13 protein-coding genes are annotated in these 16990 nt (G+C 61.5%); 3 read left to right on the top strand and 10 right to left on the bottom strand.

The window, feature by feature from the left end; genetic code table 11:
- Window positions 1-24: 24 nt before the first annotated feature.
- The 9 genes from I5R65_RS16070 to rfbF all read right to left on the bottom strand — a co-directional run bounded on the left by I5R65_RS16070 (window position 25) and on the right by rfbF (window position 10549).
- Window positions 25-864, bottom strand: coding sequence for an SDR family oxidoreductase (locus tag I5R65_RS16070; RefSeq protein ID WP_180668606.1), 840 nt, complete (start codon window positions 862-864; stop codon window positions 25-27).
- A 79-nt stretch (window positions 865-943) separates the two neighbouring features.
- Complete coding sequence (locus tag I5R65_RS16075) at window positions 944-1690, bottom strand: SDR family NAD(P)-dependent oxidoreductase (protein ID WP_180668607.1); 747 nt, start codon at window positions 1688-1690, stop codon at window positions 944-946.
- Entirely contained in the window at window positions 1680-2519 is an 840-nt protein-coding gene (locus I5R65_RS16080) for a sugar phosphate isomerase/epimerase (RefSeq protein WP_180668608.1), read from the bottom strand. The genes I5R65_RS16075 and I5R65_RS16080 overlap by 11 nt, the downstream gene beginning before the upstream one ends.
- Entirely contained in the window at window positions 2519-3265 is a 747-nt protein-coding gene (locus I5R65_RS16085; protein WP_077236272.1) for an SDR family oxidoreductase, read from the bottom strand. Before I5R65_RS16085 ends, I5R65_RS16080 begins: the two co-directional genes overlap by 1 nt.
- A gap of 7 nt (window positions 3266-3272) precedes the next feature.
- Entirely contained in the window at window positions 3273-5066 is a 1794-nt protein-coding gene (locus I5R65_RS16090; RefSeq protein ID WP_180668609.1) for a thiamine pyrophosphate-binding protein, read from the bottom strand.
- A 100-nt stretch (window positions 5067-5166) separates the two neighbouring features.
- On the bottom strand, window positions 5167-7068 hold the full coding sequence (locus tag I5R65_RS16095) for an N-acetylneuraminate synthase family protein (protein WP_180668610.1): 1902 nt from the start codon (window positions 7066-7068) through the stop codon (window positions 5167-5169).
- A complete protein-coding gene (locus I5R65_RS16100) occupies window positions 7065-8408 on the bottom strand; it encodes a sugar kinase (RefSeq protein WP_196872193.1) in 1344 nt (447 codons plus the stop codon). Before I5R65_RS16100 ends, I5R65_RS16095 begins: the two co-directional genes overlap by 4 nt.
- Window positions 8409-8425: 17 nt before the next feature.
- Window positions 8426-9739, bottom strand: a complete 1314-nt coding sequence (gene rfbH, locus I5R65_RS16105) for a lipopolysaccharide biosynthesis protein RfbH (protein WP_180668612.1) — start codon at window positions 9737-9739, stop codon at window positions 8426-8428.
- 39 nt (window positions 9740-9778) lie between these two features.
- Window positions 9779-10549, bottom strand: coding sequence for a glucose-1-phosphate cytidylyltransferase (rfbF, locus tag I5R65_RS16110; RefSeq protein ID WP_180668613.1), 771 nt, complete (start codon window positions 10547-10549; stop codon window positions 9779-9781).
- 303 nt (window positions 10550-10852) lie between these two features.
- Here rfbF and I5R65_RS16115 point away from each other — a divergent pair, with 303 nt between their 5' ends.
- Together I5R65_RS16115 and glmU are read left to right on the top strand one after the other, a co-directional pair.
- Window positions 10853-12256, top strand: coding sequence for a CDP-glycerol glycerophosphotransferase family protein (locus I5R65_RS16115; RefSeq protein ID WP_180668614.1), 1404 nt, complete (start codon window positions 10853-10855; stop codon window positions 12254-12256).
- 45 nt (window positions 12257-12301) lie between these two features.
- Window positions 12302-13660, top strand: coding sequence for a bifunctional UDP-N-acetylglucosamine diphosphorylase/glucosamine-1-phosphate N-acetyltransferase GlmU (gene glmU / locus I5R65_RS16120; protein WP_180668615.1), 1359 nt, complete (start codon window positions 12302-12304; stop codon window positions 13658-13660).
- Window positions 13661-13753: 93 nt separating this feature from the next.
- Here glmU and I5R65_RS16125 read toward each other — a convergent pair whose 3' ends face one another.
- The gene (locus I5R65_RS16125) at window positions 13754-14224 is read right to left on the bottom strand and encodes an Lrp/AsnC family transcriptional regulator (protein WP_180668616.1); all 471 of its coding nucleotides are present in this window, start codon (window positions 14222-14224) and stop codon (window positions 13754-13756) included.
- Window positions 14225-14452: 228 nt separating this feature from the next.
- Here I5R65_RS16125 and glmS point away from each other — a divergent pair, with 228 nt between their 5' ends.
- Window positions 14453-16270, top strand: coding sequence for a glutamine--fructose-6-phosphate transaminase (isomerizing) (gene glmS / locus I5R65_RS16130; RefSeq protein WP_180668617.1), 1818 nt, complete (start codon window positions 14453-14455; stop codon window positions 16268-16270).
- The last annotated feature ends 720 nt before the right edge of the window (window positions 16271-16990 follow it).

Genomic DNA, 16990 nt, shown 5'->3' on the forward strand with positions numbered 1-16990 from the left:
TGCAGGGACAGTCCATGGAATGAGTTACCAGACACTTCTACCTCCATCGACGACCAGATTGGTTCCATTGAGATAGCTCGAGGCATCCGAGCAGAGGAAGGCAATCGCGCCGCGATATTCATCCGGACGCGCCATGCGGCCCATGGGAATGAGCTTGACCAGCTTGCTGACGAACACGTCGTTCTGCCCGGCATACACGCCGCCCGGCGAAAGCGAATTGCAGCGTACGCCCTGCTCGCACCAGTAGGTGGCCAGGTACTTGGTCAGCCCGATCAGGCCGTGCTTGACCACCGAGTAGGTCACCGGCTTGACCGGCTGCAGATGGGGCTCGCGCCCCTCGACCTGGTACAGCCGCTGATCCGGTGCGATGACCCCGAGGTCGGAGGCGATATTGACGATCACGCCACCACCGGCCTGCGCCATGTGCGCACCGAATACCTTGGAACAATTGAACGCACCGCCCAGACCGACATCGATATCGAGCTGCCATTGATCGGAAGGGAAATTTTCCAGGCGCGAGAAATTCATCCCGTCCGCATCTTCCACCTTGGGATTGCGGGCGGCATTATTGATCAGGATGGCAATTGCGCCGTGCTGCTTGAGAATGGTGTCACGCGCCGCCTGCACCTGTTCCAGCCGGGTGATGTCGGTCTGCAGGACCAGCACGTCGATGGCGAACTCGTCACGCAGCGCGCTTGCGTTTCTTTGCAGGCCGGCAGGGTCGATGTCGAGCAAGACCGGCTGCCCGCCCAGGCTGGCAATGGTGGCTGCGTGCTGATAGCCCAACATGCCACCGCCACCGGTGATGATGGCGACTTTGCCTTGCAGGTCGAACAGGTCTTTGCTGGAAACGGAATTGGACATAGCCTTGATCTTTGCCACAGAGAAAATGAAAGGACGCTCGCCATCAGGCATGCCCGCTGGCCGGCGCCGGAACGGCTGCTCAACTGCGCAGCTGCCCTCCATCGAGGACGAACACGGCACCGGTCGCGAAGCTGGTGCGCGCCGAGCACAGGAAGAGCACCATGTCGGCCACTTCCTCGGGGGTGCCGAAACGGGCCAGTGCGACGTCGCGCTCCAGCATCTCGGTCACCTTCTCGGGCGCGGCCTTGACCTTGCGCTCCCAACTGCCGCCCTCGAAGAGGATATTACCCGGTGCCACTGCATTGATGCGCACACCCTCCTTGGCCAGGTAACGCGCCGCGCTGCGCACGAAACTGTTGAGCGCAGCCTTGGAGGCCGAATAGGCGGTCGGCGCACCCAGCTCCGCACTGCCGCAGATCGACGAGACGCACACGATGGCCGCACCTTTCTTCAGGAAGCGACGCGCGGCGTGGACCGTGTTGGTCGTGGCCAGCAGATTGAGCTGCAAGACCCGCAACCACTCTTCTTCCGATTCGGTACCGGGTGGCACCGAGGTGCCGCTGCCGACGTTGCACACCAGCAGATCCAGCTGACCATGAACGGCAACGGCGCGCTCCACCACCGAGGCGGCGCCGGCTGCAGTGGTGACGTCACCGGCCACGCCGATGCCACCGATCGCATGCGCGGCGGCCTCCAGCCTGGAGGGGTCGCGGCCGTTGAGCAGCACCTGGCAAGCTTCACCGGCCAGGGCGGCGGCGATCTGCCGGCCGATGCCCTGCGAAGAGCCGGTGACCAGGGCCACCTTGCCGCGCAGCTCAAGTTCCATAGTGGCGGCTCAACAGCCCGGTCACCATCTTTACATACCGCGCCAGGGCACCGGCATGGTCGCCGTCGTCGGCGCGGGCGGTCTGCAGGATGAAGCTTCCGGCGTAGTGTCGGCGCGCCAGGCCGGCCATCACCTTCTCGAAGTCGGCGTCGCCGGTCCCCAAGGGGACGGTGGTGCCGCCCAGTTTGCGATCCTTGACGTGGACATTGACGATGCGCTCGCCATAGGCGGCAAATTCTTCATCGGGATCGAAGCCCAGGCTGGCGCTGTTGCCGATATCGTAGTTGACGTTGAAGACGTCAGCCGGCAACAGGGCCATGAAGGCCCGATAGTCATCCGGACCGTAGTCAGTCTCGAAGATCACCTGCACCCCGGTGGCACGCAGCACCTCCGCCCGTTCCAGCAGATGGCGTACCAGCACATCACGTTGTTCCGCTGTCTCCAGGCGGCCGTTGTCCACCAGCGGCACCACCACGAAGCGCACCTCCAGGCGCGCAGCCGCAGCCAGCACCAGATCAAACTTGCGCAGCAGTTCACTGCGTTGCTGGCCCTCGTATTTCCAGAACGGCATCTGCATGAAGCAGTCGCCAGTCAACGAGTGGACGGCCACGCCATGGCTTGCCCTCAATGCCCGTATTTCGGCCTGACCTTGTTCAGTGATGAAGGGGTTCTGCTCCAGACGCTCGTCGTCCAGGGTCCATTCCATTGCCGTCAGGCCCAGCGCCTGGGCACGCGGAAACTCGAGTTGCCAGGTATCCCAGGGAAAGGCCTGGATCTTGCCGTCGATGCGATCGACCAGGCGTCCCTGCATGAATCCTATGTTGTTCATCACAATCCTTTTGCGGTCCATCCGCCATCGACGATCAGGTCGGTGCCGGTGACATATTTGCTGGCTGGCGAGGCCAGGAAGATGGCGGCGCCCACCAGGTCCTCGGGCTGTCCCCACCGTCCCAGCATGGTATGGCCGGCGCGCTGTTCATGCAGCACCGGGTCGGCATGGCTGGCGGCGGTCATGGCGGTCTGGACATAGCCTGGCACCAGGCAGTTGACGCGCACCTGGCTCGGTCCCAGATCCAGCGCCAGCGCCTTGCTCATCATGCGCAGACCACCCTTGGCGGCGACGTAGGCGGGATTATTGGGAAAGGCCATGAGCGAGCCGATGCTGGTGACCGTGATGATCGAACCCTGCCCGCGTGCGGCCATGCGGCGTCCGGCGTTGGCGCAGCAGTCATAGGCGCTGCTGAGGTTGCTGGCAAGGGTGGCGTTGAAGGTCTCGCTCGATTGCATGCCGCCCTGGGAAGGCAGGGTAATCCCGGCCACGTGCAGGTAGACGTCGATGGCACCAAACTCGGCCTCGACATCATCGAACAGTCCAGCCACGGCGGCCGGAGCGCATACGTCGCAGCGACGGTAGTCGAAGCGCGCATCGGCAGCGGCATCCGAACGCCCGAAGCCCACCACCCTGGCGCCGGCATCGGCCAGGCCATTGGCGATTGCATGACCGATACCGCGCGAGGCACCGGCCACCACGGCGACCTTGCCCTGCAGGGAAAAGAGAGAAAGGATGTCGCTCATCGCGAACTCATTCGCCGATCAGCGGGATGAGCATGTTGCTGCGCAGCTCTTCACGGTCGAGGAAGGGGAACAGGTCTTCCAGCGGCGACGATTCCATCTTGCCGTTGGCGCCCTGGCGGGTGGCAATACGCGGGATACGCGGCTCTTCCGGCAGCACCATGACCTCGCACAGCAGCGGACCGTCGCCGGCCAATGCCTGCTTGAGCTGCTCGGACAAGCGCGCGCCCGATTCGATGCGGATGAATGGCACGCCATAGGCGCGGGCCAGGGTTTCCAGGTCGGGCAGCGCCATTCCGCTGCTGGCATCGGCTCCGACCAGGCGCTTGAAGTAGTTGGTCTGCGAGGTGCGGATCGAAGCGTAACCGGCGTTGTTGATGACGAAGCATTTCACCGGCAATTGCAGGCTGGCCATGGTTGCCAGTTCCTGCACGTTCAGTTGCAGACCGCCGTCACCCTCCACGCAGATGGTGCGCTGGCGACCCGCCGCCAGGCAGGCGCCGACGGCCGCCGGCACGCCGAAGCCCATGGCGCCGGTGCCACGATTGTGGAAGCAGCGCTGGCCTGGTTTCAGGCGCAATGCCAACAGGAACAGTTCCACCGAGAAGCCGGCACTGCCGGTGGCGATGACGTCACCCTCGGCCATCTCGGAGGAGAGTGCATCGGTGAAGTGATACAGGCTGAGCGGTCCTTCGGTGGTGATCTGCTCGGGCTGCAGCAGGGGATACTTCTGCTTCCAGCCGGCAATGCGCTCCAGCCATGGTGCGTAGGACGGCAGGGTCGGCTGGCGATCGAGCGCCGCGTGCAAGGCCACCAGATAATCCTTGGCATCGGCCACCACAGGCAGGGCGATTTCCATCTTCATCTTGCGAATCTCGGCGACGTCGATATCGACCATGATCTTCACGGCACCGCGGGCAAAGCGGTCATGCGCGTAGGCCGTCATCGCCATGTCCAGACGGGCGCCCACTACCAGGATCAGGTCGGCGTTCTGCAACGCGAAGTTGGCCCAGCGCGGCGCGATCGAACCGGGACGACCGGCGTACAGGGGATGGTCTTCCTCGATGATGTCCATGCCCAACCAGGTGGTCAGCACCGGCACGCCGGCGCGGTCGAGAAAATCGCGCAGTTCCGGTACGGCGCCAGCAATGCGCACGCCGCTGCCGGAGATGACCACCGGACGTTGTGCCTTGCGCAACAATGCGAGGGTTGCCTCGGCCTCGCTGCGCAGGTCTGCGCGCGGCGCCTCCACCGCTGCCGGCGCCCGGCGCAGGGTCGCCGGATCGACTTCCATGGCCTGCACATCCAGCGGCACATCCAGCCAGACCGGGCCACGACGGCCACTCATGGCGGCCTGTACCAGTTCATCGAAGACCACGCCCACGTCTTCCGGACGCAACAGGGTCACGGCCTTCTTGGTGATGGAGGACACCATGGTGACGATATCGGCTTCCTGCACGCCCAGCATGCGCAGTTCGGTACCGGCCTTGAGGTCGGCGGTCTTGACCTGACCGGAGACGAAGAATACTGGCGTCGAATCCAGCCAGGCGCCGAGGGTGGCGGTGATGACATTGGTCGCACCCGGGCCGCTGGTCACCAGGCAGGCACTGGGGCCGGCCAGCAGCTTGCCGGCGGCTTCTGCGGCGATGCCGGCAGCCTGCTCGTGCAGGCAGAGCACCGGTTCCAGCTGCGGGTGAAGGCCCAGGGCGTCGTTGAGGTGCATGGCCCCGCCACCCGGCAGGAAGAACACCTGGCGGATACCCAGTTCGGCCAGGCGGGACATGATGTAATCGGCGACGCGCATTTCAATTCCTTCAATGGCTGGGAGCCGTTGGCAGGCTCATCCTTGCCACCGGTTCAAGAGTTGACTTCAGCGTCTTTTAACGGCACGAAGTCCATTTTGTTTAGTTCAGCGAGGCCAGATATTCCAGCGCCGACCAGAATCCGGCGCCGTGGTCCTTGTGCCCTTGCCATACCTCAGGGATGAATCCCATACCCGGGCAGGCGGCGATCTTCTTCCAGCTGGCAGGCCAGTCGACGTCGCCGGTGCCCATCACCACGCCTTCGCCGTTGGTCCCCTTGGCGTCGGCGACGTGCAGATGCGCCGAATAGGGCAACAGCAGGGCCAGGGATTGCTGGAAGTCCAGGCCGAAATGGTTGCAGGTCATCTGCAGGTGCGACAGGTCCAGGCACAGGCGCATGTTCATGGCGCGCGCCTGCGCTGCCAGCTCATCGGGCATCATGAAGATGTTCTGGTGACGCTGGCCGCCGAAGTGCCAGGGGAAAGGCGCCATGTTCTGCGGGATCAGTTCGGTGCGGCCGAAATCGATCTGTGCGCAGGAAGCAAGGAAACGCTCATACAAGACCTTGCGATGCGCCAGCGGGAACGGCGCATCGGCCGAGAAGCCGCCGACATTGGCCACGATCAGCAAGGAATCGGCCTGCGGGAAGAACTCGGCGATGCGCAGCGTGGCATCGACCACGCGCTGCAGGTTGTCGATGGAACGCTGGCGGTAGGCCTCGTCGTCTGCGGCCAGGTCCAGCAGTTCGCTGTTCTCGAACAGCTCCGGCGCATGCACCACCAGTCGGGTGCAGGCGACCTGCGTCAGATAGGGAGCAGGATCGACCCCAAGGTCGCGATACGACAGGTGGAACTCGAACAGGTCCGGCTTGACCCAGGTCTCGTACTGGCGGAAATCGTGATAACGCACCGGCACGCCCCATTTCACAGGGAAGTGGTAGCGGCGGTCGATGCTGAGTTTTTCGCGCAGATCGCTTTCGAACAGGAATTCGCCCTGGGCAATGGCGCGATTGGCCGGCTTGCCCAACAATTCGACCAGTTTGTAGGGCGCCAGGCCCTGGCCCGGACTGGCCACGCGCAAGGCGTTTTCGCTGAATACCTCGCCTTCGGCGATGTCGCGCGCAGCAACCACGCTCTTGGCCAGGTTTTCACGGTTGAGCAATTCACCCTGGCTGGCATGACGGCCGGGGCCGCTCCACGGCAGCGCTTTCTCGATCTGGCGGATGCCGTCCACCAATTGTCGGAACTCGGCCGGCTCCAGGCTGGCCAGGTGGTCCGGCCCTTCCATGTTGCGGTCCAGGGTGATGTGGCGTTCCACCAGCGAGGCACCCAGCGCCACTGCGGCCAGGGTCACGGCGGTGCCACGCTCATGGCCCGAATAGCCGATGGCGCCATGCAATTGCTTCAGGCGGGCGATATAGCCCAGCTGGATATCGGATTCCGGCGCCGGATAGGTACTATTGCAATGCAGGAGCGCGAACGGCACCTGCAAGGTCTTGAGCTGATCGATGGCCCGCACGATTTCATGTTCAAAGGACATGCCAGTGGACAACACCAGCGGCTTGCCCAGGCTGGCCGCCTTGCGAATCAGGTAGGGATTGCACAGGTCGGCCGAGGCGATCTTCAGGGCCGGGACATCGAAGCCTGCCAGCACGTCGACACTGGGCTCATCCCAGGGCGTGCACATGTAGGTGATGCCACGCTGGGCGCAATAGTCGCGCACGGCGCGATGGTCGGCGATGCTCAGCTCGACCTTGTTGAGCAGGTCCTGAATGTATTCGACACCAAGGTCTTCCGCCACCGAGCCATCGGCCTTGGTCCGGTACAGCGCGCTACGATCACGCAGCTGGAATTTGGCGCAGTCGGCACCGGCCTCGATGGCCGCGTCCACCAGCTGCTTGGCCAGTTCCAGCGAACCGTTGTGGTTGTTGCCGATTTCAGCGATGACGAAGACGCGTGCCCCGCCGATTTCATGTCCATCGATGGAAAAAACCGTATTGCTCATAAGATTTTGGTGCGCCAAGAAACGACACCCTCATTTTCAAATTTGAAGATCGACAGCTTGCAGTTCAGGTCCTTGAGGCGCTTGGCCAGTTGCTGGCGATACTGCGGCTGTACGAAGAACAGGAAAAACCCACCCGCGCCGGCACCCAGCAGTTTGCCACCCAGCGCGCCGGCCTGCATCGCCGATTCATAGATATGCGCCAGCTCGGGATTGCTGATGTCGGCGGAAAGGCCGCGCTTGAGCTGCCAGGCCTTGTCCAGGCAACGACCGAAGTCCATCAGTTCGCCGCGGAGGAGATGGCGGTGCATCTCCCGGCATAAGGCCACCATCTCGGTCAGTTGCTCGGCCTTGTTCTCGTTGGAGTAGGTCTCGCGCTGCTTCTTGTGCAGCGAGCCGGAATCATGCTTGATGCGCGAATCGCAAAGGATCAGGCATTCTTCCAGTTCGTTGACGGTCGCGGCTTCCAGGCGGATCGCATGGACCAGGTTCTTCTTGTCGCCCAGTTCGATCAGGTTGAAACCGCCGAAGGCAGACGCATACTGGTCCTGCCAGCCACCGGCCACGCCGAAGCAGACACGCTCGGCCTGGAAGGCCAGTTCAGCCACTTCATAAGTGGTCCAGCGGTCCAGCCGCATTTCATTGAAGGCGGCGACCACGGCGGTAGCGACCGCGGACGAGCCGCCCAACCCTGAGCCCACCGGGAAGTCGGAGCGCACATACAGGTCAAACCCATAGATCGGCTTGATCACCGACACCACCGCCGACAGCAGGTCCTGGCGGGGCGAAGCCAGCAGGTCCAGCAGCGAGGGGTAGTGGGTATGGGTATCGAGGTCTTCGGAGTAGATGTGGATGTTGCGGTCGGCGCGCGGGATCAGGGTGGCGTGGGCATACAGCGCCACGGTGGTACTCAGGACCGCACCGGGATGATCCACGAAGTAATAGGTCAGGTCCGATCCACCGCCGCCGAAGCTGATCCGCACCGGGGCGCGGGCGCGCGTGAGGACCGGAGCCTCGGGCGAAGCCAGCTCGTACTCCGGGGTGATCAGGTCCATCAAGCGACCGTCCGGGGCGACCTTGGGAATGACAGTGAATCCCAGGTCCAGCAACTTCAGCATTTCCTCGCGGCTGGCGTTCATCCCGACGCTGCGGAAACTCTTGTTCATGCAGGCAGTGACGCCTTCATCGGTCTGGCCACCGTTGAGCAGGAAGCGCCGCACGTCACCATTGGTGATCAGGCCCTTCAACTGGAGCTCACGATCGGTTACGAAGACGGTCTGGAAACGGCTCGCTTCAATCTTGTCGATGGCAGACAGCAAATCCTCGTCGTCGTAGACGATCATTTTTTCCAGTAGCTGGTTCAAAATGCGACCCCCAGGAAGCGTTCAAGATGATCAACCACGTGATCCAGATGACTTTCGGTCAGCCCAGGGAAGACACCCACCCAGAAGGTATCGTTCATGATGACATCGCTATTGCCCAGCTCACCGCTGACGCGATAGTTGCGCCCGATCATGTAGGGCTGGCGGGTCAGGTTGCCGGCGAACAACAGACGGGTTCCGATGCGCTGCTGGTCGAGGTAGGTCAGCAGGTCTACCCGTGACACCGGCGCGTTGGGGCGCAAGGTGATCGGGAAACCGAACCAGGAGGGATCGGATTCCGGCGTGGCCTCCGGCAGGATCAGGAACTCCTCACAGCTCTTCAGGCGTTGCTTGAGATAGGCGAAATTGCGCTTGCGGGCAGCCACGAAGTCATCCACCCGCTCCATCTGGGCCAGGCCGCAGGCGGCTTGCATGTCGGTGATCTTGAGGTTGTAGCCCAGGTGCGAATAGGTGTACTTGTGGTCGTAGCCTTCGGGCAGGTTGCCCAGTTTCCAGCAGAAGCGTTTCTGGCAGGTATTGTCCTTGCCCGGAGGGCAATAGCAGTCGCGCCCCCAGTCACGGAAAGATTCGGCAATACGCTTGAGTTCAGGGTTGTTGGTAAACACCGCGCCGCCCTCGCCCATGGTGATATGGTGGGCTGGGTAGAAGCTCAGGGTACCGATGTCACCGAACGTGCCCACCAACTGGCCACGATAGGTCGAACCCAGAGCATCGCAGCAATCCTCAATGAGCCACAGCCCATACTTCTTGCACAGGCCGACCACGACGTCCAGGTTGTAGGGATTGCCCAGCGTGTGGGCCAGCATGATGGCCTTGGTCTTGTCCGAAATGGCAGCCTCGATCCTGGCCGGGTCGATGTTGTAGGTCGGGATATCCACGTCCACGAACACCGGCACGGCGCCAAACTGCAGGATGGGGTTGACGGTGGTCGGGAAGCCGGCTGCCACGCCGATCACTTCATCTCCCGGCCGGATGGCGCGCGCGCCCAGGCTGGGCGAGGTCAGTGTCGAAAACGCGATGAGGTTGGCCGACGAACCCGAATTGACCGTAATCAGGTGCTGCACGCCCAGATACCGGGCCAGCTTGGCCTCGAAGGCATCGTTGAAGCGACCGGTGGTGAGCCAACCGTCCAGCACCGATTCGGTCATCAGTTCCAGTTCCCTGCTGCCGATCACCTTGCCCGCCGGGGCCACGGTGGTCACGCCGGGGACGAATGCCACCGGCTGGTGCGCCAGTTCGCCATACTGTTTCACCAGTACAGCGATCTGCTTTCTCAACTGATCTTTATCCATGATGTTCTGTTTTGCAGTCTTGCGACCTGGTTACCCTGCTTACGACCAGCGCTTCCACGGAGCGCGTCCGGACCACCACAGGTCTTCGAGATAGTTCTTGTCGCGCAGGGTGTCCATCGGCTGCCAGAAACCATTGTGATAATGCACCCTGAGCTGGTCTTCCTTGGCCAGGCGCTCGATGGGGGCGCCTTCCCAGACGGTGGCGTCCTGCTCGATGTAGTCCAGCACGCGTGGCGAAAGGACGAAGAAGCCGGCATTGATCCAGCCGCCCTCCTCGGGCGGCTTTTCCTTGAAACTCATGACCCTGTCGCCATCCACGCTGAGCGTACCGAAACGCCCTAGCGGCCGCGCCCCGGTCACGGTAGCCATGCGGCCATGCTCGCGGTGATAGGCAATCGAGGCGGTGATGTCGATGTCGCCCACGCCGTCACCATAGGTGAAACAAAAGTCATCGTCGCCGATATACTGGCCCACACGCTTGAGGCGGCCGCCGGTCTGGGTGTCGGCGCCGGTATCGATCAGGGTCACTCGCCATGGCTCGGCATGCTTGTGATGCACTTCCACCGAGTTCTTGGCCAGGTCGAACGTGACGTCCGAGGTATGCAGGAAATAGTTGGCAAAGTATTCCTTGATCACGTAGCCCCGGTAGCCGCAGCAGACCACGAAGTCGGTCAGGCCATGGCTGGCATAGATCTTCATGATGTGCCAGAGAATGGGATTACCGCCGACTTCCACCATCGGTTTGGGTCTGAGAGCCGTTTCTTCGCTGAGTCGAGTACCCAGTCCGCCGGCCAGGATGACAACCTTCATAAGCGCCTTTATTGAACTTTGATGCGATAATTCCAATAATTCGGCCCATTAAATCACACTTGAAAAAAGGCCTATTTGGCGATTAGAAAGGTTTTTTTCAGCCTCACCCACGCCTTCGCAGCTCATCCGGCGGCACGCCACAGCCTCCCGGAAGGAACGCGGATCAGCTGTGACGGGCGGTCGCCGAACCGTATCAAGACCGGGTCAATTCGACCCAACACGCTTCAATTCCACGCTTCTTCCTCAAAAATCCTGTATTTTCCTGATCAGGTCCTTGTTTAATCTTCTCACTCCGGAATCGCAATGAGCCAGAATGCAAACAACAACGCCCCGTCCTCCAAGGCACTGGAAGAAAAGCTGGCGCAGATCGACGGCCGTCTTGATGGGCTCGAAAACAGTCTGAGGCAGTTGATGACAACCACCCGCGTCATGGCCGAGACCCAGGCGAAAGGCCTGGCGCAGATCGAACGGTCGATGCAGCAACTGCTCATCCCGCTGCATATTTCCTTGTCAAAACTGAAATCGACCACGCATCTGGTGTCGCGCAACGTCTACCGCGGCCCGCGCGAGGTGATCCGCGTGATCTTCCTTGTTCACAATGTGGAAACCTGGAACGCCCTGGATGAAATCTATCGCCTCATGCTGGAACACGAGCGTTTCGAACCGGTGGTGGTGACCCTGAAGCGGGATTTCCTCAATGCCCAGCGCTTCGGACAGGAAGAGATCAACTACAACGGCCTGATGCAGTTGGGCATCAAGCCGATCCGCTTCAACAGCAACGATCCAGTGGAAGAGCTGGAACTGCTCAAGCTGATGAACCCGGACATCATCTTCCGGCAAGCGCCCTGGGATATCAGCATCCAGCCTGAATTCCGCTACAACGAAATCAACTTCGCCAAGGTCTGCATGGTGCCTTACGGTTTCGGTTCGGTCGCCATGCAGGATGAACACTACAACCACCAGTTCATGCGCAACTGCTGGCGCATCTATGCCGAATCGCCGCTGGCACTGGATCGCGCACGCGACTTCATCTTCGACTCCAACATGGTGGTGGCTGGAACACCCAAGTTCGACCAGATCATCCGCGCCAAGGGCGAGGCCGCCTGGCCCTTGCCAATCGGCCCCGACAAGATACGCATCATCTGGGCACCGCATCACAGCATGACCGCGGACTGGCTCAATTTCTCGACATTCCGGAGCAACTACAAGCTCTTCCTGCAACTGGCCCGCGAATGCCCGCACCTGGATATCGTCTTCAAGCCACACCCCGCCCTGCTGGAAAAGGTCGTCGCCTATGGCTTCATGACCCAGCCCGAGCTGCGCAGCTACCTGGAAGAGTTCCTGTCCCTGCCCAATACCGCCATGGTCACCGACGGAGACTACGCGCCGCTGTTCTGGGGTTCGGACATCCTCATTACCGATGGCATCGGTTTCTTCGGCGAATACATGGTCACCGGCAAGCCCATCATCTGGACCGAGAACCCAGGCCATTTCCCCTTCAATCCGATCGGCGAGATGCTGCAGGAAGGCATGTATCGCGCCGCCGATTTCGAAGCGGTCGTGGCTTACCTGGAACAACTCTGCGTGGACAAGCAGGACCCGCTCAAAGAAAAGCGCGAGGAAATCATCCAGCGCCTGTTGCCGCGCCCTGAGGGCAGCGCGCAATTCATCGTCAACGACCTCCTCAATGAAATAGACAAGCAGTAAGCCCGCATCCTGCTTCGCCTGGCACTTCACTTACAAGAAAATCGAATGAACATCGTCATCCTCGCCGCCGGCATGGGCAAACGCATGCAATCAGCCCTGCCCAAGGTCTTGCATCCACTGGCAGGCAAACCCCTGCTGGGCCATGTGATCGACACTGCCCGCACACTCGCTCCCACGCAACTGTGCGTGATCTACGGCCACGGTGGTGACGCCGTACCCAAAGCCTTCGCCGACCAGGGCCTGGCATTCGCCCTGCAGGAACCGCAACTCGGCACCGGTCACGCTGTCATGCAGGCGCTGCCCCACCTGGAGGATGAGGCCCCGACCCTGGTGCTCTACGGCGACGTCCCCCTGACCAGCACTGCGACACTGCAACGCCTGCTCCAGGCCGCCGGCCAGGACAAGCTGGGCGTGCTGACGGTCGAACTGGACAACCCCAGCGGCTACGGACGCATCGTGCGCGAAGGCGGCAAGATCACCCGCATCGTCGAACAGAAGGATGCCGGCGCGGCCGAACTCGCCATCAAGGAAGTCAATACCGGCATCATCGTCGCCCCTACTGCGCGACTGCGTGACTGGCTGGCCAAGCTGTCCAACAAGAATGCGCAGGGCGAGTATTACCTCACCGACGTGATCGCCGCAGCCGTGGCCGATGGTGTCGAGGTGGTCTCGGCCCAACCCGACGCGGTGGCCGAAACCCTGGGGGTCAACAGCAAGGTGCAGTTGGCTGAACTGGAACGGGTACACCAACTGCGCATCGCCCGTGCCCTGCTGGAGTCCGGCGTGACACTGGCCGACCCGGCACGCATCGACGTACGCGGTGTGCTCAACTGCGCGCGCGACGTCAGCATCGACGTCAACTGCGTCTTCGAAGGCGAGGTCAGCATCGGCGAAGGTGCCACCATCGGCGCCCACTGCGTCATCCGCAATGCCCGTATCGCTGCCGGTGCGAACATCAAGCCCTTCACCCACATCGAGGACGCGATCATTGGCGCCCGCGCGCAGATCGGCCCTTATGCGCGCCTGCGCCCGGGCACTGAACTGGCAGACGACGTGCACATCGGCAACTTCGTCGAGGTCAAGAACAGCATCGTCGGTCTTGGCAGCAAGGCCAATCACCTGGCCTATGTGGGCGATGCCGACGTCGGCAGCGGCGTCAACGTCGGTGCCGGCGTGATCACCTGCAATTACGACGGTGCCAACAAATTCCGCACCATCATCGAGGATGACGCCTTCATCGGCAGCGATAGCCAGCTGGTCGCACCGGTGCGCGTAGGCAAGGGTGCCACCATCGGTGCCGGCACGACGCTGACCAAGGACGCACCGGCCGGACAACTGACCCTCTCGCGCGCCAAGCAACTGTCGCTGGCGGGATGGCAGCGCCCGGTAAAGATAAAGAAGTGAGTGCCCAAGCGCGAATCTGACTTATCCACAGCAAAAAAATCGGCCGGCCACATTGTGCGCCGGCCGATTCTTTTTAGCGCCGCTCACAAGGCATCAGGTCTCGATGGGCACCGCCGTTTCGAACTTGCTGCGATGGATGGAGAAATAGCTGCGCACATTGCGCACGTTACGCTGCGAAGCGAACAGGCGATGCGCCAGCGCGTGATAGGCCGGCATGTCCCGCACCAGCACCACCAGCACGAAATCCGGCCCCGGCGAGACGCGATAGCACTGCTGCACCGCCGGCTCGCCGGCCACCTGCGCCTCGAAGGCCTGCTGCTCTTCCTCGCCCTGCCGGTCCAGCGTGATCTCGACCACCGCCGTCAGCGTCGACGACAGGCGCACCGGATCCAGCAAGGCCACCTGACGCGCAATCACGCCGGCCTCGACCAGCCGCTTGACCCGTCGCAGACAGGTCGGCGGCGAGGCATGCACCTGGGCGGCCAACTCCTGGTTGGTCTGGCTGGCGTCGGTCTGCAAGGCTTGCAGGATGCGGCGGTCGAGGTCGTCCAGGTCTAGTTTCATAGGGCGGGATGAATGGGCTTAAACGGCGCGGAACGTGTGGCTCTAAAAAAAGAATAGCTTTACAACGTAGCTAATATGAAATAAATATTCATATTAGATAATATTTTGAAGCAATATTTCTACCACCTAGTTTTAAGCAATATTAATTCAAATCCTATTTATTTTAGAAATCTTATTTCAATCTGTCTGCCCTACCATGCATGCACATCTTCTCCAGTGAGGCATTTCATGTGCGGCATCGTCGGCGCAGTAGCGCAACAAAACGTCACCCCCATCCTGCTCGAAGGCCTGAAGCGCCTTGAATACCGTGGTTACGACTCCTGCGGAGTGGCACTGCACGTGGATGGCAAGCTGCAGCGCTCGCGCAGCACCTCCCGCGTGGCCGACCTGCAGCAGCAGATTGCCCAGACCGGCCTGGCCGGCTTCACCGGCATCGCCCACACCCGCTGGGCCACCCACGGCGCCCCTGCCACGCACAATGCCCACCCGCACTTCTCGCGTGACCGCATTGCGCTGGTTCACAACGGCATCATCGAGAACCACGACGAACTGCGTGCTGAACTGCAGGCGGCCGGTTATATCTTCGAGAGCCAGACCGACACCGAAGTGATCGCCCACCTGGTCGACCACATGTATGACGGCGACCTCTTCCACACCGTACAGCAAGCCGTGCGCCGTCTGACTGGCGCCTATGCGATTGCCGTCTTCTGCGCCGACGAACCGCACCGCGTGGTCGCGGCACGCCAGGGTTCGCCCCTGATCGTGGGCGTGGGCGAGGGGCAGAACTTCGTCGCCTCCGACGCCATGGCCCTGGCCGGCACGACCGACCAGATCATCTACCTGGAAGAAGGCGACGTCGTCGACCTGCAACTGCAAAAGGTCTGGATCGTCGACAGCAACGGCCGACCAGCCGAGCGCGAAGTACGCACGGTGCAGGCCTACACCAGCGCGGTGGAACTGGGCCCTTACCAGCATTACATGCAGAAGGAAATCTTCGAGCAGCCGCGTGCCATCGCCGACACCCTGGAAGGCGTGGTGCGCATCATGCCCGAGCTCTTCGGCGACAAGGCCTACAAGGTCTTCAAGGAGATCGACTCGATCCTGATCCTGGCCTGCGGCACCAGCTACTATGCCGGCCTGACCGCCAAATACTGGCTGGAATCGATAGCCCGCATCCCCGTCAACGTAGAGATCGCCAGCGAATACCGCTACCGCGACAGCGTGCCCAACCCGAAGTCACTGGTGGTCACCATCTCGCAGAGCGGCGAGACCGCCGACACCCTGGCCGCACTGAAGCATGCCCGCAGCCTGGGCATGCCGCATACGCTGACCATCTGCAATGTGGCCACCAGCGCCATGGTGCGCGAATGCGAACTGGCCTACATCACCCGCGCCGGCGTGGAGGTGGGTGTAGCTTCGACCAAGGCCTTTACCACTCAGTTGGCGGCATTGTTCCTGCTCACGCTGGCACTGGCACAGACCCGTGGCCTGCTGACTGACGAGGAAGAAGAAGCCCACCTCAAGGCCATGCGTCACCTGCCGGCAGCCCTGCAAAGCGTACTGGCACTGGAGCCCAGCATCGCGGCCTGGTCCGAAGCCTTTGCGCGACGCGAGAACGCCCTTTTCCTGGGCCGCGGCCTGCATTACCCGATCGCACTGGAAGGCGCGCTCAAGCTCAAGGAAATCACTTATATCCACGCCGAGGCCTACGCCGCTGGCGAACTCAAGCATGGCCCACTGGCACTGGTCACCGACCAGATGCCGGTGGTGACGATTGCACCCAACGACGCGTTGGTGGAAAAGCTCAAGTCCAACATGCAGGAAGTGCGCGCACGCGGTGGACAGTTGTATGTCTTCGCCGACGGCGATTCACGCATCACCTCGGCCGAAGGCGTACACGTGATCCGTATGCCGGAACATTACGGCGTGCTCTCGCCTATCCTGCATGTGGTGCCGCTGCAGTTGCTGTCGTATCACACGGCATTGGCAAGGGGGACGGATGTGGACAAGCCGCGGAATCTGGCGAAGTCGGTGACGGTGGAGTGAGGGGGATGGGATTTCTGACAGTTTTGTTCCATACAATTATAGTCAGAGACATGCAATTAAAGTCTGAGACATGTAATTAAAGTCTGAGACAAGTTTTTCGTGCAGCTCTAGGATTGAAAATCTTTATGTCGGTGGTTCGATTCCGCCCCGGGCCACCAAGAATGTTCCAAGTAAAAGCGCCAGCCCTCACCGGTTGGCGTTTTTCATTTCTGGGACTGGAAATTTTCGGCTTCGGCCTATTTTCGGTTTCCTCCTGCCGATTTGCCCTCCTCGCATACCTGCTTTCCCAAGTCCAGCAACATACGCTTCAGGCTCCTTCTTGGCCTCGAGATTTGACCGCCTCTGCACTTAGTCCAGTGAAAAGTTTGACAGTGAAGTCGTCGAACATCCTGGGGAGCGCCTTGCTGACTAAGAATATACGCTGACATCGAATCATTCGGCACCCTGTGCCCGCGTGGCCTCGACGGCCAATACCGGCCGTTGACCGCGTCCGGTCTGAACGACCGCTTCTCGGGTGAAAGCCGCCAGTCGATTGCTGGATTCTCCGCGCGCTGGCTCGAGCCGCCCCTGCGCCGCCATCCAGCTAGAAATTTGAAAGCCGTCACTCAGCCGCAAGTGCAGGGCCAAGGCACAGCACAACTGTTTTTGCAGCATGACGTCACTGATAAGCGGCCGGATAACGGTGGGCTCAACCGTAGAGTCAATGAAAAAATACTCGGT

Origin of the sequence: Herbaspirillum sp. AP02, from assembly GCF_015767275.1 — a bacterium.
Lineage (GTDB): Bacteria > Pseudomonadota > Gammaproteobacteria > Burkholderiales > Burkholderiaceae_D > Herbaspirillum.

What these genes read in the sequence shown, in the direction of transcription:
- rfbH (WP_180668612.1), bottom strand. Translation starts at nt 9,739, where the DNA reads ATGGATAAAGATCAGTTGAGAAAGCAGATCGCTGTACTGGTGAAACAG.
- I5R65_RS16090 (WP_180668609.1), bottom strand. Translation starts at nt 5,066, where the DNA reads ATGCGCGTCGCCGATTACATCATGTCCCGCCTGGCCGAACTGGGTATC.
- I5R65_RS16080 (WP_180668608.1), bottom strand. Translation starts at nt 2,519, where the DNA reads ATGAACAACATAGGATTCATGCAGGGACGCCTGGTCGATCGCATCGAC.
- I5R65_RS16075 (WP_180668607.1), bottom strand. Translation starts at nt 1,690, where the DNA reads ATGGAACTTGAGCTGCGCGGCAAGGTGGCCCTGGTCACCGGCTCTTCG.
- I5R65_RS16100 (WP_196872193.1), bottom strand. Translation starts at nt 8,408, where the DNA reads ATGATCGTCTACGACGACGAGGATTTGCTGTCTGCCATCGACAAGATT.
- I5R65_RS16085 (WP_077236272.1), bottom strand. Translation starts at nt 3,265, where the DNA reads ATGAGCGACATCCTTTCTCTCTTTTCCCTGCAGGGCAAGGTCGCCGTG.
- I5R65_RS16095 (WP_180668610.1), bottom strand. Translation starts at nt 7,068, where the DNA reads ATGAGCAATACGGTTTTTTCCATCGATGGACATGAAATCGGCGGGGCA.
- rfbF (WP_180668613.1), bottom strand. Translation starts at nt 10,549, where the DNA reads ATGAAGGTTGTCATCCTGGCCGGCGGACTGGGTACTCGACTCAGCGAA.
- glmS (WP_180668617.1), top strand. Translation starts at nt 14,453, where the DNA reads ATGTGCGGCATCGTCGGCGCAGTAGCGCAACAAAACGTCACCCCCATC.
- glmU (WP_180668615.1), top strand. Translation starts at nt 12,302, where the DNA reads ATGAACATCGTCATCCTCGCCGCCGGCATGGGCAAACGCATGCAATCA.
- I5R65_RS16070 (WP_180668606.1), bottom strand. Translation starts at nt 864, where the DNA reads ATGTCCAATTCCGTTTCCAGCAAAGACCTGTTCGACCTGCAAGGCAAA.
- I5R65_RS16125 (WP_180668616.1), bottom strand. Translation starts at nt 14,224, where the DNA reads ATGAAACTAGACCTGGACGACCTCGACCGCCGCATCCTGCAAGCCTTG.
- I5R65_RS16115 (WP_180668614.1), top strand. Translation starts at nt 10,853, where the DNA reads ATGAGCCAGAATGCAAACAACAACGCCCCGTCCTCCAAGGCACTGGAA.